Source organism: Streptomyces hokutonensis, from assembly GCF_000376565.1.
Taxonomy (GTDB): domain Bacteria; phylum Actinomycetota; class Actinomycetes; order Streptomycetales; family Streptomycetaceae; genus Streptomyces; species Streptomyces hokutonensis.
The window spans coordinates 161,162-178,310 of record NZ_BARG01000053.1 but is presented as its reverse complement, the minus strand read 5'-3'; the positions used below and the strand labels follow the sequence as shown (position 1 = coordinate 178,310).

Genomic DNA, 17,149 nt, shown 5'->3' with positions numbered 1-17,149 from the left:
CGTACAGTGCCCTCGACGGGTGTCCGTACGGCGGACACCCGGGAGCTGAGCCGACGGCGACCAGAGGAGCCACCATGCCGCGCGAAGGAACCGGACCCGATTTCATCGAGGCGCTGGCCCGGGGCCTGGAGGTCATCACCGCCTTCCGGCCCCGGCAGCCGGTGATGTCGCTGTCCGACGTGGCGAGTGCGACCGGGCTGGCCAGGCCGACCGCGCGCCGGATCCTGCTCACCCTGACCGAACTGGGCTACGTGCGCCAGCAGTCCGGCGGTTTCGTGCTGACCCCGCGCGTGCTGGACCTCGGCGTCGCCTACGTCCGCTCGACGGGACTGTGGGACGTGGCACGCCCGCACCTGGAGTGGCTGGTGGAGCGCACGAACGAGTCCTGCTCGATCGCCCAGCTCGACGGATCGGACATCGTCTACGTCGCCCGGGTCTCCGTGCCCAAGATCGTGACCCTCGCCGTGCAGATCGGCACTCGCTTCCCCGCGCTGCCCACCTCGCTGGGCAAGGTCCTGCTGGCCGCGCTGCCGACCGACGAGGCGGCCCGGGTCCTCGCCGAGCCCAGCCGCTCGGGCCTGGAGTCGGTGTGGCACCCCGGCCGGGCCGAATGGGAGGCGGAGCTGCGGGAGGTGCGCGCGCGGGGCTGGGCGGTGACCGACGAGCAACTGGCCCGGGGCATCCGCTCGGTGGCCGCTCCGCTGCGGGACGGCTCGGGCCGCGTCGTCGCGAGCGTCAACGTGAACGCGCACGCCGCCGAGACCTCGATGGAGGTACTGCTCGACGACCATCTGCCGCTCCTCCTCCAGGCCGCCGGCGAGATCAGCCTGGACTTCGCCCGGCTGGAGTCCGCGCCCCACGCGGTCCGGCCGTCCGCTCGTGCGGCGCGATCGTGACGTCTTGACGCCTCCGTCGTCCGGGACAGAGAATCACTCCCCGGACGACTGTCCGGTGTACGGACAGAGAGGCAAGGTTCATGTCGCAGAGCGCCAAGCCCACTCCACCGGGCACCACGGGCCCGCTCTCCGGGGTGCTGGTCGCGGACTTCTCACGGATCCTTGCCGGGCCGTACGCCACGATGCTGCTCGCCGACCTGGGCGCCGACGTCGTCAAGGTCGAGGGACCGGGCGGCGACGACACCCGCGCCTGGATGCCCCCGACACGCGACGAGGTCTCGACCTACTACCTCGGGATCAACCGGGGGAAGCGTTCGATCGCCCTCGACCTGCGGGACGAGAAGGACGCCGCGGTCGCCCGGAACCTCGCCCGCCGGGCGGACGTCCTGATCGAGAACCTCAAGCCCGGCGGCATGGGCAAGTACGGACTGGACTACGACTCGGTCCGGCAGGACAACCCCGGTCTGATCTACACGTCGATCACCGGCTTCGGCGCCGGAGCGGGCCGGCACGTCCCCGGCTACGACCTCATGGTGCAGGCCATCTCGGGGCTGATGAGCCTGACCGGCGACCCCGACGGACCGCCGTACCGGGCCGGGATCTCCGTGTTCGACGTGATGGCCGGCAACCACGCCACGATCGGCATCCTCGCCGCACTGCGCCACCGGGACGCCACCGGGACGGGCCAGCTCGTCGAGGTGAACCTGCTGTCCTCGGCCCTGACCGGACTGGTCAACCACAGCTCGGCCTACGTCGCCGGCGGCACCGTGCCCTACCGGATGGGCAACGCCCACCCCAGCGTCTTCCCCTACGAACCGCTGCCCACCGCCGACAACGACCTCATCGTGACGGCCGCCAACGACGGGCAGTTCCGCAGGCTGTGCGAGGTCCTCGGCATACCGGAGGTGGCCGACGACCCGCGGTTCGCGCGCAACGCCGACCGCACCGCCCACCGGAACCTGCTGCGGCCCTTGCTGGCCGAGAGGCTGAAGACGCGCGGGGCCACCGAGTGGTTCGAGGCACTGGTGGAGGCCGGTGTGCCGAGCGGACCGATCAACACCATCGACGGCGGCTTCGCCATGGCCGACCGCTTCGGACTCGACCCGGTCGTCACCGTGGGCGAGGGCGACCGCGCGGTGCCCACCACCCGGCACCCGATCCGCTTCTCCGCCACCCCCGCCTCCTACCGTCTGCCGCCGCCCGAACTCGACGAACACGGCGCCGAGTTGCGTACCTGGCTGTCCGCACCCGAGGAGGACGGCCATGTCTGAGCCGACACCACGCCCCGCCTACCCCACCGCCCTCGGCGCCTCCGACCTGCACACCATCACCCTGCTCGGGCACGACCTGGCCGAGGACATCATGGGCTCGGTCGGCTTCGGCGAACTCGCGTTCTGGCTCGCCACCCAGCGACGGCCGACACCCGGCGAGACCCGTGTCTTCGAGGCCGTGCTCGCGGCCCTGGCCGACCACGGCTTCACCCCCACGGCCATCGTCACCCGCCTGACCTACCTCTCCGCCCCGGACTCGGTCCAGGGCGCACTCGCCGCCGGACTCCTCGGCGGCGGCTCCCGCTTCCTCGGCGTCACCGAGGACACCGGCCGCTTCCTGCACGACGTACTGGCCTCCCTCGACGGAGACCTGCCCACCGACGAGGCCGGCTGGGACGCGGTCGCCCTGCGCACGGTCGAACGGCGGCGCGAGGCCGGGGAGTTCGTCCCCGGCCTCGGTCACCACGTGCACAAGGAGGGCGACCCCCGTACGCCGAGGCTGGTCCGGATCGCTCAGGAGGAGGGCGTCTTCGGCCCGCACCTGAGCCTGTTCGCCGCCATCGGCCGGGTGCACCCGAAGGTGCTGCACCGGACGCTCCCCCTCAACGGCGCAGGAGTGTGCGGCGCCGCCCTCGCGGACCTCGGCCTCCCGCTCCAACTCCTGCGCGGCTTCGCGCTGTTGGCCCGTACCGCCGGACTGATCGGCCAACTCGCCGAGGAACTGCGCCACCCCGTCGCCCAGGACATCTTCCTGTCCGTCGACCGCAACAACACCCCGGTACCTCCGGAGCCCTACACCCCGGACCCGCTCACGAAGGACCGGCTCAAGGACTGACCCCGCGCCCGCCGTCCCACCATCCACCCGCACGCAGACCAAGGAGCCGCAACCGTGTTCGTCGACGAGGACAACATCACCGAGCTGGCCGTCCAGCGGTGGGCCACCGCCCACTCCCCGCGGCTGGGCGAGCTGATGACCGCGCTGGTCCGTCATCTGCACGCCTTCTCGCGTGAGGTGCGGCTCACCGAGGACGAGTGGATGGCCGCGATCCAGTGGCTGACCGCGGCCGGCAAGATAAGTGACGACAAGCGACAGGAACTGATCCTCACCTCCGACGTCCTCGGACTGAGCACGCTGGTCGTCCAGTTGAACAACGAATTCACGCCGGAGGCGACCCCCGCCACGGTGCTCGGTCCCTTCCACATCGACGGCTCGCCTACCGCGCCCCACGGCTTCGACATGTCGGACGGCATCCCGGGCACACCGCTGTTCTTCACCGGCAAGGTGACCGACACCGAGGGCAAGCCGCTCGCAAACGCCGTACTCGACGTGTGGCAGGCCGACACGGACGGCGCCTACGAAGCCCAGATCCCCGAGACCGACGAGGCACGCCTGCGGGCCAAGTACCGCACCCGCCAGGACGGCACCTACTGCATCCGCACCATCGCGCCGCACGGCTACGCCATCCCCATGGACGGCCCCGTCGGCGACCTCATGCGCCGCACGGACATCAGCCACTTCCGGCCCGCACACGTCCACTTCCTCATCGACGAACCGGGCCACCGCAAACTCATCACCCATCTGTTCCAGGCGGGCAGCGACTATCTCGACTCCGACGTCGTCTTCGGCACCAAGGACGCGCTGATCGTCCCGTTCACCGAACGACCGGCCGGTACCGCACCCGACGGCAGCACGCTCGACGTCCCGTACCTGCACGCCGAGTACGACTTCGTCCTCCAGCCCCGCTGACCGTCGGGCGGAGGACACGGCCGCACGACGGCCGCTCGTCCCCGAGGTGCCTGGTCACCGGGCGCGTCACGCGGAGACGTGATCGTTCACCCCGGTCAGGTCCGAGCGGGGCGTGCCGCGTACGGTGCGGGCAAGCGGGAACGCGCACACGCCGGCCGCGCCGGACGCACCCGCCGTCACCCCGCAGCACCCGCAGCACCCGCAGCCTCCCGGAAGGACGAGCCCCGTGCTCACGTCGTACGCCGACCACTTCGACACGCCCGCGGGATATCTCGACTTCGCGCGGTTCGGTCCGCCGTCGCGGGACGTCGTGGCCGCGACGGCCCGGGCCGTGGAGGAGTCTGCTCGTGCCGACCACACCACCGTGGACGGCCTGATGGAGGCAGAAACTGTGGCACGGGACACGGCCGCCCGCCTGGCCGGTACCGACGGCCGCCACACGGTGCTCCTCCCCAACGCGTCCACCGGGCTGTTCCACGCCGCTCTCGGCATCCGTGCGGGCGTGGTCCTCGCACCGCGCACCGACTTCCCGGCCAACCACTATCCGTGGCGGCGCAGCGCCGACCTCGGCCGGGCCACGCCGCGCTGGCTCGATCCCGCACCCGGCGCCGGAGTCACCCCCGACCTGGTCCGCGCCGCGCTGACCTCCGACGTCGTCGGAGTGTCCGTCAGTGCCGTCGACTTCCGCACCGGCTTCCGGGCCGACCTCGCCGCTCTGCGCGAGGCGATCGGCCCGGACCGGCTGCTGATCGTGGACGCCATCCAGGCGTTCGGGGTGGCGCGGATGGCGTGGGACGCGGCCGACGTGGTCGTCGCGGGCGGCCAGAAGTGGCTGCGCGCGGGATGGGCGACCGGATTCGCGACGCTGTCCGATCGTGCCCTGGAGTCTCTGGAGCCGGTGCTCACCGGCTGGACAGGGGTCGAGGACGTCGGTGTCTTCGACGGAGCCGAGCACGCACCCGCCGTGGACGCGCGACGGTGGTCGATCACCAACCTCAGCCCGGTGACGGCCGCGGCCTTCGCTACCGCTCTCGGGCTCGTCGAGCGGTACACGGTCACGGCGATCGAGGCCGCGATCGCCGTGCGGGTAGCCGAGTTGACGGAGGTCGTCGAGGAGCACGGCGGTCACGTCCTCTCCCCCGCCGACCCGGCGCGGCGGGCGGGCGTCCTCTCCTTCGCGCTGCCGGGGCACGATCCGTCCGTCGTCGCGAAGGCACTGCACGGCGAGGGCGTCACCCCGACCGTCCGCGCCGACTCGCTCCGGTTCTCCCCGCACGCCTCGACCCCGCCGGAGGCGTGCGCACGGGTGGCGGCGGCACTTGCCTCGCTGAGGAACTGACCCCACCGGGTGCCCGTGAACCACGCGGCGCCGCCGCCGAACGGTCCTGGTGGTCCTCCCCAACTCGGTGCGGCCATCGCCCATTTCGGGGAGCAGGCGGACACCGGTCACCACGCCGAGACCCGGCAAGCCCGCGATGACCTCCGCCTCGGGACGGCGGCGGCCCTCACGGCTCGAAGCGGCGTACCGTCCCGTCGTCGCTGACCAGTGTCAGGACGATTCCCAGGTCACGGGCCGCCGTGCCCGCCGCGATCTCGGCGAGGAGCCCGTCGTGGTCCCCCCAGCGGCGCAGCAGCCGGTAGCGCTGGGCGAGGGTCAGGGTGAGGTCGCCGAGCGGGAGCGCGCCGGTCAGTGCCGCGAACGCGGCCTGGTCGGGTGTCGGGGTCACACCCACCGCCGCGAGGTCGTCGAGCGACGCCGTCGTGTGCGCCGAGCCCGCCCAGTCGGCGGCGGCCAGGCGGGGCACGCGCGTTGCGGCGTCCGGGGCCGCGAGCCGGAACTCGGTCCAACGGTGCAGCGCGTCGGACGGATCCGGTCCTCCGAGCAGACCGCCGAGTCCCGGCCGGCCGAACGGGTCGGCCCCCTCCTGCCTCAAGGCATCGACCAGCGCGCCCGGCAACCAGTCACCTCCGTCCGCGGGCTGACGGAGCGTCAAAGGCAAGGAAGCGGAACGGACTTCGGTGTCTCCCGGCTTCGGCTCGGGAGCCTTCGTGGCGCTCGACTTCACCTGGTCCGGGGCGACTTGGACACCGAGACGGTCGGTAAAGAGTCCGGCCACGTTGTCCAGCCAGCCCGCCGCGACCGCGGGGTCGATGTCCGGCCGTACCGACTTGCTCATGTAGCGGCCGGACTTGTCGTTCACGGTCCAGGTCCGCAGGCTCTCGCTCCAGCGGAACTCGCCCGACACCCGGCTCGCGCCGGGCCGCGTACGACCACCCTCCTCGAACATGGCGGCGATGCCGGTGTGTCCGAGGCCGTCGATCTCCGCCCGCAGCGACTCCGCCGTCACCTCGGGGCGCCGGGTGCGGACACCGGCGAGCAGCGCGTCGAACCGGTCCTGCGCCATCACCTTCGAAGGGGCCTCGCTGCCGAGCAGCACCCGCCCGTCGTCGGTCACCGTGTACAGCCACACCGCGTCGTGGTTGCCGGTGATCAACAGATCGGGGTCCACCTCTTCGAGGGGGATCCACAGCGGGTTCGCCCGTACGTCGCCCTCGTCGTCGCGCTCCTCGTCCTTCACCCGCTTCGGCAGCACGGGGTCGCCGAAACCGGCCGTGAGGTCACCGCTCGGACCGGGCCGCGGCGCCGTCGGCAGCAAGGTCTCGTAGTGGTCGATGCCGTTGTAGGCGACGTACACGGTGGGCCCGTTGGCGTTCTCGGAAAGGCGGTGCAGCCTGGATCCGCCGTGGCCGTCTGGCTGGACGACGACGAGATCGATGCCCAGCGACTGGGTGAGCAGCAGGGGTACGTCGTCGTAGAAGGGTGTGTGCCACAGTTCGGGCGAGCGGATCGCGCGGTCGACCAGCCCACGCTCCCCCAGGGTGACGGTCAGCGCCGGGGTGGCGGGCACGGCGGTCGGCAGGTGGCTGCGGATCTCCTGCCACAGCGCCCGCGACCTCGCCGTGGTGGGGCCGTGGAGGGTACTCAGGACCAGTTGGCGCACGTTGTTCCCGTGCGCCTGGTCGGTCAGCGCGCGCCGTCGGGCGTTCGCCACCGGCCCTGTGGCGTTCTCCAGCCCCTCGGTCTTCAACTGGGCCTGGATTCCCGCCTGTTGCGCGACGGTCAGCGGGATGGGCCGCCGCGGGCTCAGCAGCGCGAGCAGGGGTTGGAGGCTACGCAGGTCCGGGTACCTGTCGTGGACGATCGTGTCCAACGGGTCCCGCGTGGCGTGCTGGTGGGCGGCGGCGGACGTCCCGTACCAGTCGGCGGTGTCGTCGCGCAGGTCGGCGACCGTCATCGTGCGTACGGCTCTGCCCCGCACGGTGTGGCCGGGGTGCTGGGCGCCGATGCCGGCGATGAGGGCGGTGAACAGGCAGTTGCCGTCGGGACGCACATTCTGGAGGGTCATCCGGCGTCCGTCCACGAGGACGGTCCGGGCGGGCGCCGGCTGTTGGTCGCCGACGGACTTGCCCTGTGCGTCCGAGTCGGGCTTGTCCTTGGGCTGCGTCTCCTTGCCCTCGGTCTCCTTGCCCTTCGTGTCCTGGTCGCTCTTGCCCTTCGGGGTTTCGGTGTCCTTGGTGTCCTTGGTGTCCTTGTCCCCGGGCGGTTCCGTGCCCCGAACAGGCGGCGCCGGTACCGGTGTTGAGGTCCGCGGACGGGCCGACAGATAGCTGTCACCGCGCCGGTAGACGGTCACCTGCCGGAGCGGGCCCGCCGTCGGATCGGCGGAGCCCGGGAAGAACCGGTAACTGCCGTCCTCCCCCACGACCGTGATGTCCACCCCGAGGGAACGCGCCGTCAGGTCCGCCGCGAGGTCCCCCGTCGCGTCGTCCCAACGGCGGGCCCGCTGCACATGCAGCCGTACGAGACTCTGCCGCTGGGCGGGGGTGAGTGCGGTGAGCAGGGTGTCGGGCAGCCGGCCGCCGTTCTCCTCGACGGTGCCGGACAGGGCGGGGTCGCGCCGGAGGTGCTCGCCGAGCCTGCTGGTCAGTTCGGCCGTACGGAACACCGCTTGTGGGTCGAGCGTCACGTCCGGGGGCATGTCGACGCTCCGGGCCACGCGGCCGGCCAGTCCGGCACGGCGGGCCTCCGACACCGCCGTCGGGCCGCCGCGCTCCGCGACACCGAGGACCGCCGTGAAGAACCCGTTGCCGTCGCCGTCCGGTTCGTGCAGGTCGTAGACCCAGTTGCGGCCGTCGGGGTCGGTGGCGGTCAGGGTGCGGTGGTCCTGGCCCGCGTCGAAGCGGCGCAGGGACGGGTCGGGAGTGCCGGCCGTCTCCCACGGCGGGCGGCTGAACGCGGGGCGCAGGTCGGCGTTGCCCGCCGCGTCGTCCTGCTCCCCGCCGCCCTTCTTGTCGCCGTCCTTGTCGGTGGTCTTCTTCCCCGCGTCCTTCTTTTCGGCGTCCTTCTTCTCCGCGTCCTTGTCGTCGGCCTTCTTCTCCGTCGCCGGTGCCGCCGGGGCCCGGAAGACGACCTCGTCCGGTTCCGGAGTGGTGCCGAGCTGCGCGCGTCCCGCCGGTGTCGCCGCGAGCTGATGCCAGCGGGTCAGGCGATCGGCGGCTTCCCGGACGCGTGCGTATTCGTCGGCGAGCGCCTCGGCGAAGGCGCGTCGTTCGCCCAACTTGGCTGTGAAGGCGTTCAGTTGGTCGCGTGCGGTGTCGCGGGCCGCGCGGGCCGCGGTGACCTCGGCGTCGGCCGCCCGCAGCAGGGCGATCACGCGGTCATGCGCGGCGTCGCGTTCGGCGTCGTAGAGTTCCGCCCAGCCGTCGTGGGCGGGTTCCGCACCCTCGTTCTCCTGTTCCAGGCGGGCGAGTTCGCCGCGTGCGGCGATCACCTGGGGCAGGGTCTCGACATCGCGGGCGGTGAGGGCGCTCAGTAGGTTCTCCGCGTCCGTGAGGGCGGTCTCGCGGCGCGGGCCCTCCTCCCGGCGCAGCTCCCAGTACTTCTTGTCGGCGGCCGTCCACTCCTTGTCGGCCCGGGTGACCGCGTCCCACGCCCGCGCCGCCACCGGCGGGAATCCGTCGTCCTCGATGAGGCCCAGTTCCCGGGCGACGTCCTCGCGGACCCAGGCGAGGACGGTGGTATCGGTCTCGCGTGCCTGCGGGGCGCGCTGCGGGTTGCCGAACGGGCTGCGCATCGCCCGCACCGGCGCGGAGTCCTTGACGTGGTGGTGGACCGCGGCGACGCTCAGCCAGGTCGTGGGGATGGCGAACAGGAACGTACGGGTGGTGTTCGGCTTGACGTTCACCGACGCGAGGCGGTCGCCGCCCGAGGCGAGGGTGTCGGACTCGGTCGCGACGTCGCCCGGTCCCGAGGCGCCCATCTGGTTGGTGCCGGTGGCGGCGGTCGACGTGGCGGGACCGCCGCCGAGCGCCGACTCGGCCTGCCCCACGCGCCCGGCGCTCGCGCCACCGCCCTGCACATGGCGCTTGGGAGCCTCGTGCTTCATGCCGTCGGTGACGGCGAGCAGCCGGGCCTGCCGGAACTGCGGCCTCGAGTACAGCCGCAGGTCGGCGTCCGCGCCGCCGAAGAAGCCGCGTTCGCTCAGGCCGGCCACCTCGTAGCCGCCGGGCTCCAGGGTGCGGTCGTAGAAGGCGCTGAGGGCGTTGTTGCCGGTGCCGTCCTCCAGGTTCTGGGCGGGCCCGGTGCCGGCGCGGGTGAGCGGGGTGTCCTGGGCGCGGGCGATCAGGTCGTCGTCGACCGCGCCGGTGAGCGGGAAGGACGTGTCGTAGGCGGAGGCCAGGACAAGGGAGTTGGCGGTGTGGAGCTGGTCGACGCCGACGATCCGGCGGACCTTGAAGCCGTCCGGGGGCATCGTGAACGGCTTCATGCTGTCGTCGGGGTGGAGTGTGTCGAGCCAGCCGCCGGGGCCCGTCGTGGCGGGCGGCGCGACGCGGCGGGAGGGTCCGGGGGCGTCGAGCGCGGGCGGGGCCAGCGGGTCGTCCCGTTCAGCGGCGGGGTCGGCGGGGTCGGGGCGCATGAGGCTGAGCGGGTAGTGCTCGACGAGTTCCCCGACGTCGCCCTCGGAGCGGATACTCAGCAAGCGCCGGCCGGAGACACCGCGCCAGGTGCGGTGCGCGGCCCGCTTCACCCAGGCGGGGGCGCCGGTGCCGGTCTTCGGTTCACGAGTGTCGGTGACCTCCAGCGTGAGCCGCATCCGGTAGCGGGTGACGTACTCGGCGTGGGCCTGGGTCGTCGTCGCGGTGGCGATCCGCACGCTGCCCTCGGACCGGTTCTGGGCGGCGGTCTGCTGGGTGGAGCCGACCTCCGCGTATGTCGGTCCGGCCATCCGTACGGTGTCGTTGCCGGTGTGTGCGCCCTGGGAGACGGTGGTGCCGACGCTGGCGCCGGAGGCGCGGCCGCGGCCCTCCTGCGTGGTCTCCGCGGCGCTGCGGTGCTCCTCGAACTCCACGCTGTGCCCGAGGCCGCCGAAGCCGCTGCCGTCCGGAGCGGGTCTGCCTACGGGCACTTTCACGGGGATCAGCTCGGCGCGCGCCCTCACCTTGCGGCTGCCGACCCACAGGTTGGCGGTGGACGAGCCCCAACGGCCCACCCGGGCGGGCACGGAGGAACTGCCGCCGGTCATCTCCTTGCCCAGCGCCCGCACGACGCGTTCCGACATCAGCCGGTGCACCGTGTCCCGGTCGCTTCCCGTCAGTCCCAGCGGCCTCAACTGCCGGTCGAAGTCGTCGAGTACGGTCGCGGTGTCGAGCGCGGTGAGCGGGAAACTGCCGAACGGGTTGTCCAGGAGCCAGGGTTGGGGCGACCATCGGCGCCGGGTGTAGAGCGGTACGTCGCCCCAGCGGTCCCGCAGCAGTCCCATCCGGTAGGCGCTCTTCTCCGGGAGGTGCCCCACCCAGCCATCGTTGATGAGGACCCGCCGCCCGGACGCGCCGGCCAGCCAGCGGGGCAACCGCCGTATGCCCGTGGCGCGTTGACCGACGAGGGTGGAGGTGGCGGCGATCTCGTGGTCGACATCGGCGGTGACGAGGACCTGGCGGCCCTGGTCCTTGCGGTTGATCTCGGCGAGCGCGGTCCGGGAGACGGCCCGGAAGCGGGACGTGTCGAGGCGGTAGGGGCTGGCGACGAGGCCGTAGTTGCCGGTGGTCCCGGTTCCGGTGTCGTGCGAGTGGAGGTAGACGAGCTGGCCGCCGAAGAACAGCGTGCTGGTGCTGGTGTGGCGTCCCGAGGCCTGGGTGGCGCCGCCGATGGTCGTCTCGGCCTCGATCGGGATGGCGCCCGTCACGGCGGTGAGGCTCCCGGGGCGCAGCCGGCTGCGGTGGGCGAGTACCGAGGAGCGGTCCAGGTAGGGGGCCTTCGCCCACAGCCCGGAGGCGCGCCAGCCGGTCGGGGCGGACGACTGGTCGAAGTTCGCGGTCAGGAACTGGCTCTGGAACACGCGCAGCGCCGCGTCGTGGACGGGGGCACCCTGATGGGTCAGCATCCAGGAGTTGCCCGACGACTCCCTCAGGACGTCCTCGGCAGCCCGGCCCAGCGCGGGGTCCGCGACGACCGCGAGGGTCAGGTACGGGTGGCGCCGGTACTCCTCACGGCCACGGCGGCCGGCCCGCTCGAACAGGCCGCGCCTGGCGAGCGCCAGGTCCCGCGCGGCCTGCCCGGTGGTCGCGAGGGGCACGCCGTGCAGGGGGTGGTGCGGGCGTGACATGTCGCGGGCGGGCGTGTGCTCGACGGGCACGCCGAGCAGCACACGCCCCACGGAGGGCCGCTTGATGTCCGGCCCGGAGCCGGCCGGGCCGATGAGGTTCTTCTCGCGCTCGCTGAAGACGAACGGCCGTGTGCCGAGCAGGTTGAGGAAGAGGACACCGCGCAGCAGCCCGCGGAACCGGCGGAAGCCGCCGCGCCGCGCGGTGAGGGTGACCTCGTAGCTGTACAGGTGGGTGCCCTTGGTGCCGATCGACATGGCCTCGTGCGTGGCGGCGGCCCCGTAACCGCTCTCCGCATCGCTACGGCCACCCCAGCGCACGCCGAGGGAACCGGTGCCCGCGTGCAGCGGGCCACCAGCCTCGTCGGTCGCCGCGTCCCGCAGCGACAGCAGCCCCTCCGCGCCGACGTGCGCGCCGCGCGCGCTGTTCTGCCGCCCGCCGAGGTTCTCGCTGCCGGGTGCGCTGAACCGCAGCCGCAGGTCCTTCTGCGTCCCCTCGAAACGCCGGTCGTTCAGAGCGGCGTCGATCCACACGTAACGCTGGGCACGGGTGGCGCGGCGGGAGTCGACCAGGGAGATCCGCAGCCCCGAGGTCATCATCGTCTCCAGGTTGCCCGCCATGCTGTGGAAGGCGAGGGTGTTGAGCACCTCCAGGGTGTTGGAGACCACCATCTGGAAGTGGTCGGCGCCCCGCCAGCGGGGATTGGCGGGATCGAGTTCGGACAGCGGCGCGACGAGGTCGGGGTAGGCGCGCGCGACCTCTTCGAGGACCTGGTCGCTGAAGTGGTCGAGGAACGTGCGGTCCTCGCCGTCGATGTCCCGTACGTAGGAGCCGTCGGCGAACGTGAACTCCTCGACCCTGCTCATGCCGAGGGTGGGCGGCGCGTCCTGGGTGAGGTACGGCGGCACCCTGGGCGGGGTGCCGGGCGCGGGGCTCGCCTCCCCGGCGAGGCGGCGGGCCTCGGTGCGGGTGAGCCGTTCCACGGCCCAGGTCTGGAACGTCTGGGTGCGCGGTGCCTCGCTCCAGGTCCGCGGCGGGTTCTTGCGCAGCTTGCCGGGTGTCGAACTCGCCTCGTCGCGCCGGCGGTTCGGCAGCGGTGCCTTGGTGTCGGGCGGTGCGGTGACCGTGACGGTCTTCTGGACCAGGTAGAGGCCCGTGGGGTCGCCCTTCGCCTGCCCGGCCGACTTGACGGCGCCGGTTCCGCCGGTGACGGAGGCGCGGTTGCGGGAGGAGCCGTAGCGGAAGTTGAGACCGGCGAGCAGGCGCAGGTCGAACGTGCCCCGGTCGATGCCGAGAAGCTGGAAGGCGGGCCCGAGGGCACCGCCGACGTCGACGCCCGAGGACCTGCCCGTGGTCCGCTCGTTGCGGACCGTCGTCTGGGAGATGTCCCGGAGTTCGGCGGCGGTGGTCTCGCTGATGAGGACGGCCTCGCCGGGCTCCACCCGGACCGAGAAGACACCGAGCGGTTCGCGCCCCGCGTCGTCCTTGAACAGCGGCGGCGACGTGACCGTCCCGGCCGCCATGACCCGGCTCATGCGGTGGAACCCGTCGGTGGAGAAGAACGAGTTGATCTGCTTGCCGGCCATGCTGTCCGTGTCGGTGTCGATCTGCTGGAGCGCCCAGTCCCGGATGTGGGTGACGGGACCGAAGCTCTCCGTGTTCATCATGCGGTAGTTCGAACCGCGGTCGAGGCGCATCCGCGGCGGCAGCCGGTCGGCGGGCGGCTTGGGGTGGGTGAGGCTGTCGGCGATGCGCACGAACAGCCCGTCCCTGACGGCGAATCCGAAGGCGACCTGAGCACGCGTGCCGGACCTGGGCCCGATCGCTTTGCCGGTCCGGTCCACGGGGCGTCCGGCCGGATCGGTGACCTTGAACTCGTACCAGACGTCGTCGAGATGGGCGTGCGAGCCATCGGTCGTACGGGTCTCGTTCTGGTTCACGACGAGGTTCTGCATGTTGTACTCGACCCGCTTGGTCCACGAGAACTGCGCGAACACCCGTCCCCAGGGCGCGAACAGCGTCTTCACCGGTCCGAGCGGCGCGGTGGGCGCGAGGGAGGTCGACGTGCTGTTGACGGCGACCCGGCCGGTGAGGGCGGTGTTGCGCTGCATCGTGTCGATCTTCACGGGGTTGGCGTAGCCGAAGGTGAACCTCTCCCACTGCCCGTACGGCCGGGCCGTGACCGTGAGAACCCGCGACTTGCCGTCCACCGTGCGGTAGTTGAACTGCTGCCCGTCGCCGAAGAAGCCGCTCGGGTTGTGGACGAGGGCGTGTCGTACGTCGTCCAGGAGCCCGTCACCGGCGCGGTTGCCGCCGGGGCGCGCGGGACGGGGGCGGACGCCGGGCGGCTGCCGGAGGTTGAGATCGAGCTGCTCGACGACGCGGTCGGCGCCGCGCAGGACGCGGTCCCCCTGGCCGAGGGTGTAGGAGCGGCGCAGCAGGTTGCGTGGCAGCCCGCGCAGCAACTCGCCGATGCCGCCCATGTAGACGGGCAGTTTGGCACCGTCGGTGAACGACGCGGGGCCGCCGCCGCTGTACGGCGCGGGCGGCAGATCGAGATCGACGCGCGGCGGCCGACGGGAGTCCAGGTCGTGCACCACCCAAGTCGGCCCCGGCGTGGCGGGCTTCTTGACCGGCGGTGCGGTGAACTCGGCCTCGGCGTCCTCGTCGATGGGTTCGAGCGGAGGGGTGCGGCGGTTCGGCGGGGCGCCCTTGCGGGGCGGGCGCTGCCGGCGGGGCTTCTCCGGCGGTTCGTCCGAGTCGCGCGGAGGCACCGAAGTCGACTTGTCGTCAGCGGACTTGACCACTTTGTCGACCGGCGCCTCAGTGACCGCGGTCGTCGCGTCGGTCGTCGAGTCGGTTGTGGTGGACGTCGTCGCGACGAGAGGTGTTCCGCCGCTCACGGTGACCACGGGCTGCGGAACGTCGGCGGACTCCTCGGGCTTGGGGGCACCGCCGCGCAGCCGCTGCGGCAGCCCGAGGCCCTTGCGGAGACGGTCGGCGAGCGCGGTCGCTTCCGCACGTGTCCCGCCCGCGGCCAGTACGTCGGCGACCTGACGTACCGCGCCTCGGTACGACTCGACCGCATGCCGCGAGTCCGCGAGCACGGGGTGCAGTTCCAGGGGCAGCACGAGCGCGGTGGCGGTGTCCCACCACTGGCGTGCGGTGTCCGGAGTCGGCCCGGGCGAGCTCAGCGCGAAGTCCGAGAACGCGTCGTCCCACAGCCGTCTGGTCGCCGTGGCGGCGGCGGTGTCGAGGTGCCCGGACCACGGACCGGGTTGCAGCATCAGTGCCTTGGCCTGCTGCAAGGGCGTGAGTCCAGACTCCAGCAGCGACAGTCTGCCGCTTCCCAGGGCTGCCTGGGTCTGCTGCTCGACGGTGAGGGCGGCTCCGGTGGAGGACAGGGCGGCGACGTCCACGTCGACATCGCCGGCCGGGAGACCGCCGGCGGAGAAATCGTGGGGCAGGTCGTCCTCGGTCAACTGCGAGGCGATCCAGTGCCGTTGGGCGTCGGAGCGGTCCACCACGGGGACGATGGCGGAGGACGGTGCCGACGAGTCGGAGCCGAGGTCCAGGGCGGCGTCGGCGTGGGACTGCGGCACCTCGCCCAGTTCGCCCAGCCGCGTCTCCGTCCGTACGAGGTCCGCCCGGGCCTGCCGCACCCTGTCGTCCGCGTTGTGCCACGCGGTGCCGTCGTGGCTCGCTCCCTCGCCGGTCTCGACTCGCACGCGGAGCCGTTCGGCGGTGTCGACCGCGTGCTGCAACGACCGCACGGCGTCGGCATGGGCGTCGTGGGCAGCACCGACGACCGGGGCGGGGTGGATAACGGTGCCGGGCTCTGGGTCTGTGGCGTCCGTTGCTGGCGGAGCCACGGCCTTTCCCTTGCCGGTGCCCGTGTCGTTGCTCGAACTCCCCTGCTCAGGAACGCCGTTGTGAGTGACCGCGGGAGGAACGGTGGTCCCGACAGTGGGCGTCACGGGCGTCGATGTCACCACGGGCGGCGGCAACCCCGTGGCGGGCGGGGCGACAACAGGGTCCTGGTGCAGGGTCGGGGGCGGGTCGACCCGAGTTGTTCCGACCGGCTCCACCTCGGCGGTGTTCAAGTCGTGGGTCTGCGGCGGGACTTCGGTGCGGTGGTCGTTGCCGTTGCCGCCGTGCGTGACGACGGGTGGCACTGAAGTGACACTGCCTCCGCTGATGGTCGGGACGGCCGGCGGGAGGGGTTGCACGGAGGTCCCAACCACTGGCGGAACAACCGGCGTTGAGGCCTTCGTCGACGTGTCGGCGTCCGTGTCGATGTGGATACCGGTGTCCGTGTCCGTGCCCTGGCCCGATTCCGGATCCGCGTCCACGGGCGTGTGCGGGCCGCTTCCCGCACCGGACTTGATACCGCCGTTCTTGCCCGAGCCCGGGTTCTGACCGCCGCCGGTACCGGCGTCTCCGGTGCCGATGTCGGAGACCGATGTGGAGATCGCCGGCGGGTTCCCCAAGTTCTTCAGCCAGTCGGCGCTGTTGGTGACCGCGTGCTCGGCTCCCGCCTCGAACCGCTCGCTCAGGCCCGACCCGACGAACGTCTGCCAACTCGGCGTGAAGTCACCGAAGAACGCGCCCATCACGAGGGACTCGGCCAGCGTCTCCGACGCGCCGTCCGCGACGAACTCACCGCTCTGGTCGAGCACCTTGGCGGAGAGGCTCTCGTCGCCGTGGGGTGTCGGCGTCACATGCGGGGTGACCGTGGGGGGCGTTTTGGGGACGTGGGTGCCGGGGCCCGGCGTGGGACCGGGCTTCGGCTTGTTCGTCAGGTTCAGGTCGGTGTCGTTCAGCTTCGGTGGCTTCGCTCCGCCCACGTTGATGTCGTCGAACTTCTTGCCCAGGTCACCGATGTTCTTGACGTTGTTGGTGAGGTTCTTCATCGTCTTGGTGAGGATCGGCGCGAGGAACCCCGCGACGGCGCCGAACGCGGCGCTGAGACCGATGTCGCCCCAGTCGATCGACTTCGGCCGTTGCCCCTTGGGAGCGCCCACCATCATGGCCAGCCGGACCGCGAGCGTCATGAAGGCCTCCTCGGCGGCCTCCAGGAAACTGGGCAACAGATGCGTGCGGCGCGAGAGTTCGAGCAGGACCTCCAGGATGAAGACGCGGCTGCGGGCACGTGCCACCGCCGCCTCGCCGGCGCTGGCGCCGCCGGTGAAGAAGGACATCACCGCGAGGATCGCGAGCTCGATGAACAGGCGGATCAGTTCGGCGATGATGTTCCACTTCGCCTCGCGGATCTGCATGGCGATGTTGACCTGGTTCTTGGTCACGTTGTCCAGGTCGGCCTCGAACTTGTCGAGATAGGGCAGGACTTGGTTGATCGCCCCGATGAACTGGTCGGCGGTTCCCTTGGGGAGGCCCTCCCCCACGGTCAATACGGCTTGTTGCGCCCGTGCCTTGAGCGCGCCGACGTGCTGGTGGAGCTGGTCGAAGGACCGGCTGGTGTCGTAGGCGTGGTCCTCGTTGGCCTCCAGGAACTTTTCCCCGATGAGGATGAAGAACAGCCAGTTGAGCTTGGGCGATACGACGATGGCCAC

General features: G+C 71.9%; 6 protein-coding genes. 5 read left to right on the top strand and 1 reads right to left on the bottom strand.

The genetic code is table 11. The features are described from left to right. Window positions 1-74 precede the first annotated feature (74 nt). The 5 genes from SSP08S_RS33195 to SSP08S_RS33170 all read left to right on the top strand — a co-directional run bounded on the left by SSP08S_RS33195 (window position 75) and on the right by SSP08S_RS33170 (window position 5,253). Entirely contained in the window at window positions 75-896 is an 822-nt protein-coding gene (locus SSP08S_RS33195; protein WP_019071975.1) for an IclR family transcriptional regulator domain-containing protein, read from the top strand. 80 nt (window positions 897-976) lie between these two features. Continuing rightward, a complete protein-coding gene (locus tag SSP08S_RS33190; RefSeq protein ID WP_019071974.1) occupies window positions 977-2,167 on the top strand; it encodes a CaiB/BaiF CoA transferase family protein in 1,191 nt (396 codons plus the stop codon). Beyond that, on the top strand, window positions 2,160-3,002 hold the full coding sequence (locus SSP08S_RS33185; RefSeq protein ID WP_019071973.1) for a citryl-CoA lyase: 843 nt from the start codon (window positions 2,160-2,162) through the stop codon (window positions 3,000-3,002). The genes SSP08S_RS33190 and SSP08S_RS33185 overlap by 8 nt, the downstream gene beginning before the upstream one ends. Before the next feature lie 54 nt (window positions 3,003-3,056). Next, the gene (locus SSP08S_RS33180) at window positions 3,057-3,914 is read left to right on the top strand and encodes a dioxygenase family protein (protein ID WP_019071972.1); all 858 of its coding nucleotides are present in this window, start codon (window positions 3,057-3,059) and stop codon (window positions 3,912-3,914) included. 226 nt (window positions 3,915-4,140) lie between these two features. After that, on the top strand, window positions 4,141-5,253 hold the full coding sequence (locus SSP08S_RS33170) for an aminotransferase class V-fold PLP-dependent enzyme (protein ID WP_019071970.1): 1,113 nt from the start codon (window positions 4,141-4,143) through the stop codon (window positions 5,251-5,253). A gap of 166 nt (window positions 5,254-5,419) precedes the next feature. Here SSP08S_RS33170 and SSP08S_RS33165 read toward each other — a convergent pair whose 3' ends face one another. Then, complete coding sequence (locus tag SSP08S_RS33165) at window positions 5,420-17,149, bottom strand: OTU domain-containing protein (protein ID WP_026179042.1); 11,730 nt, start codon at window positions 17,147-17,149, stop codon at window positions 5,420-5,422.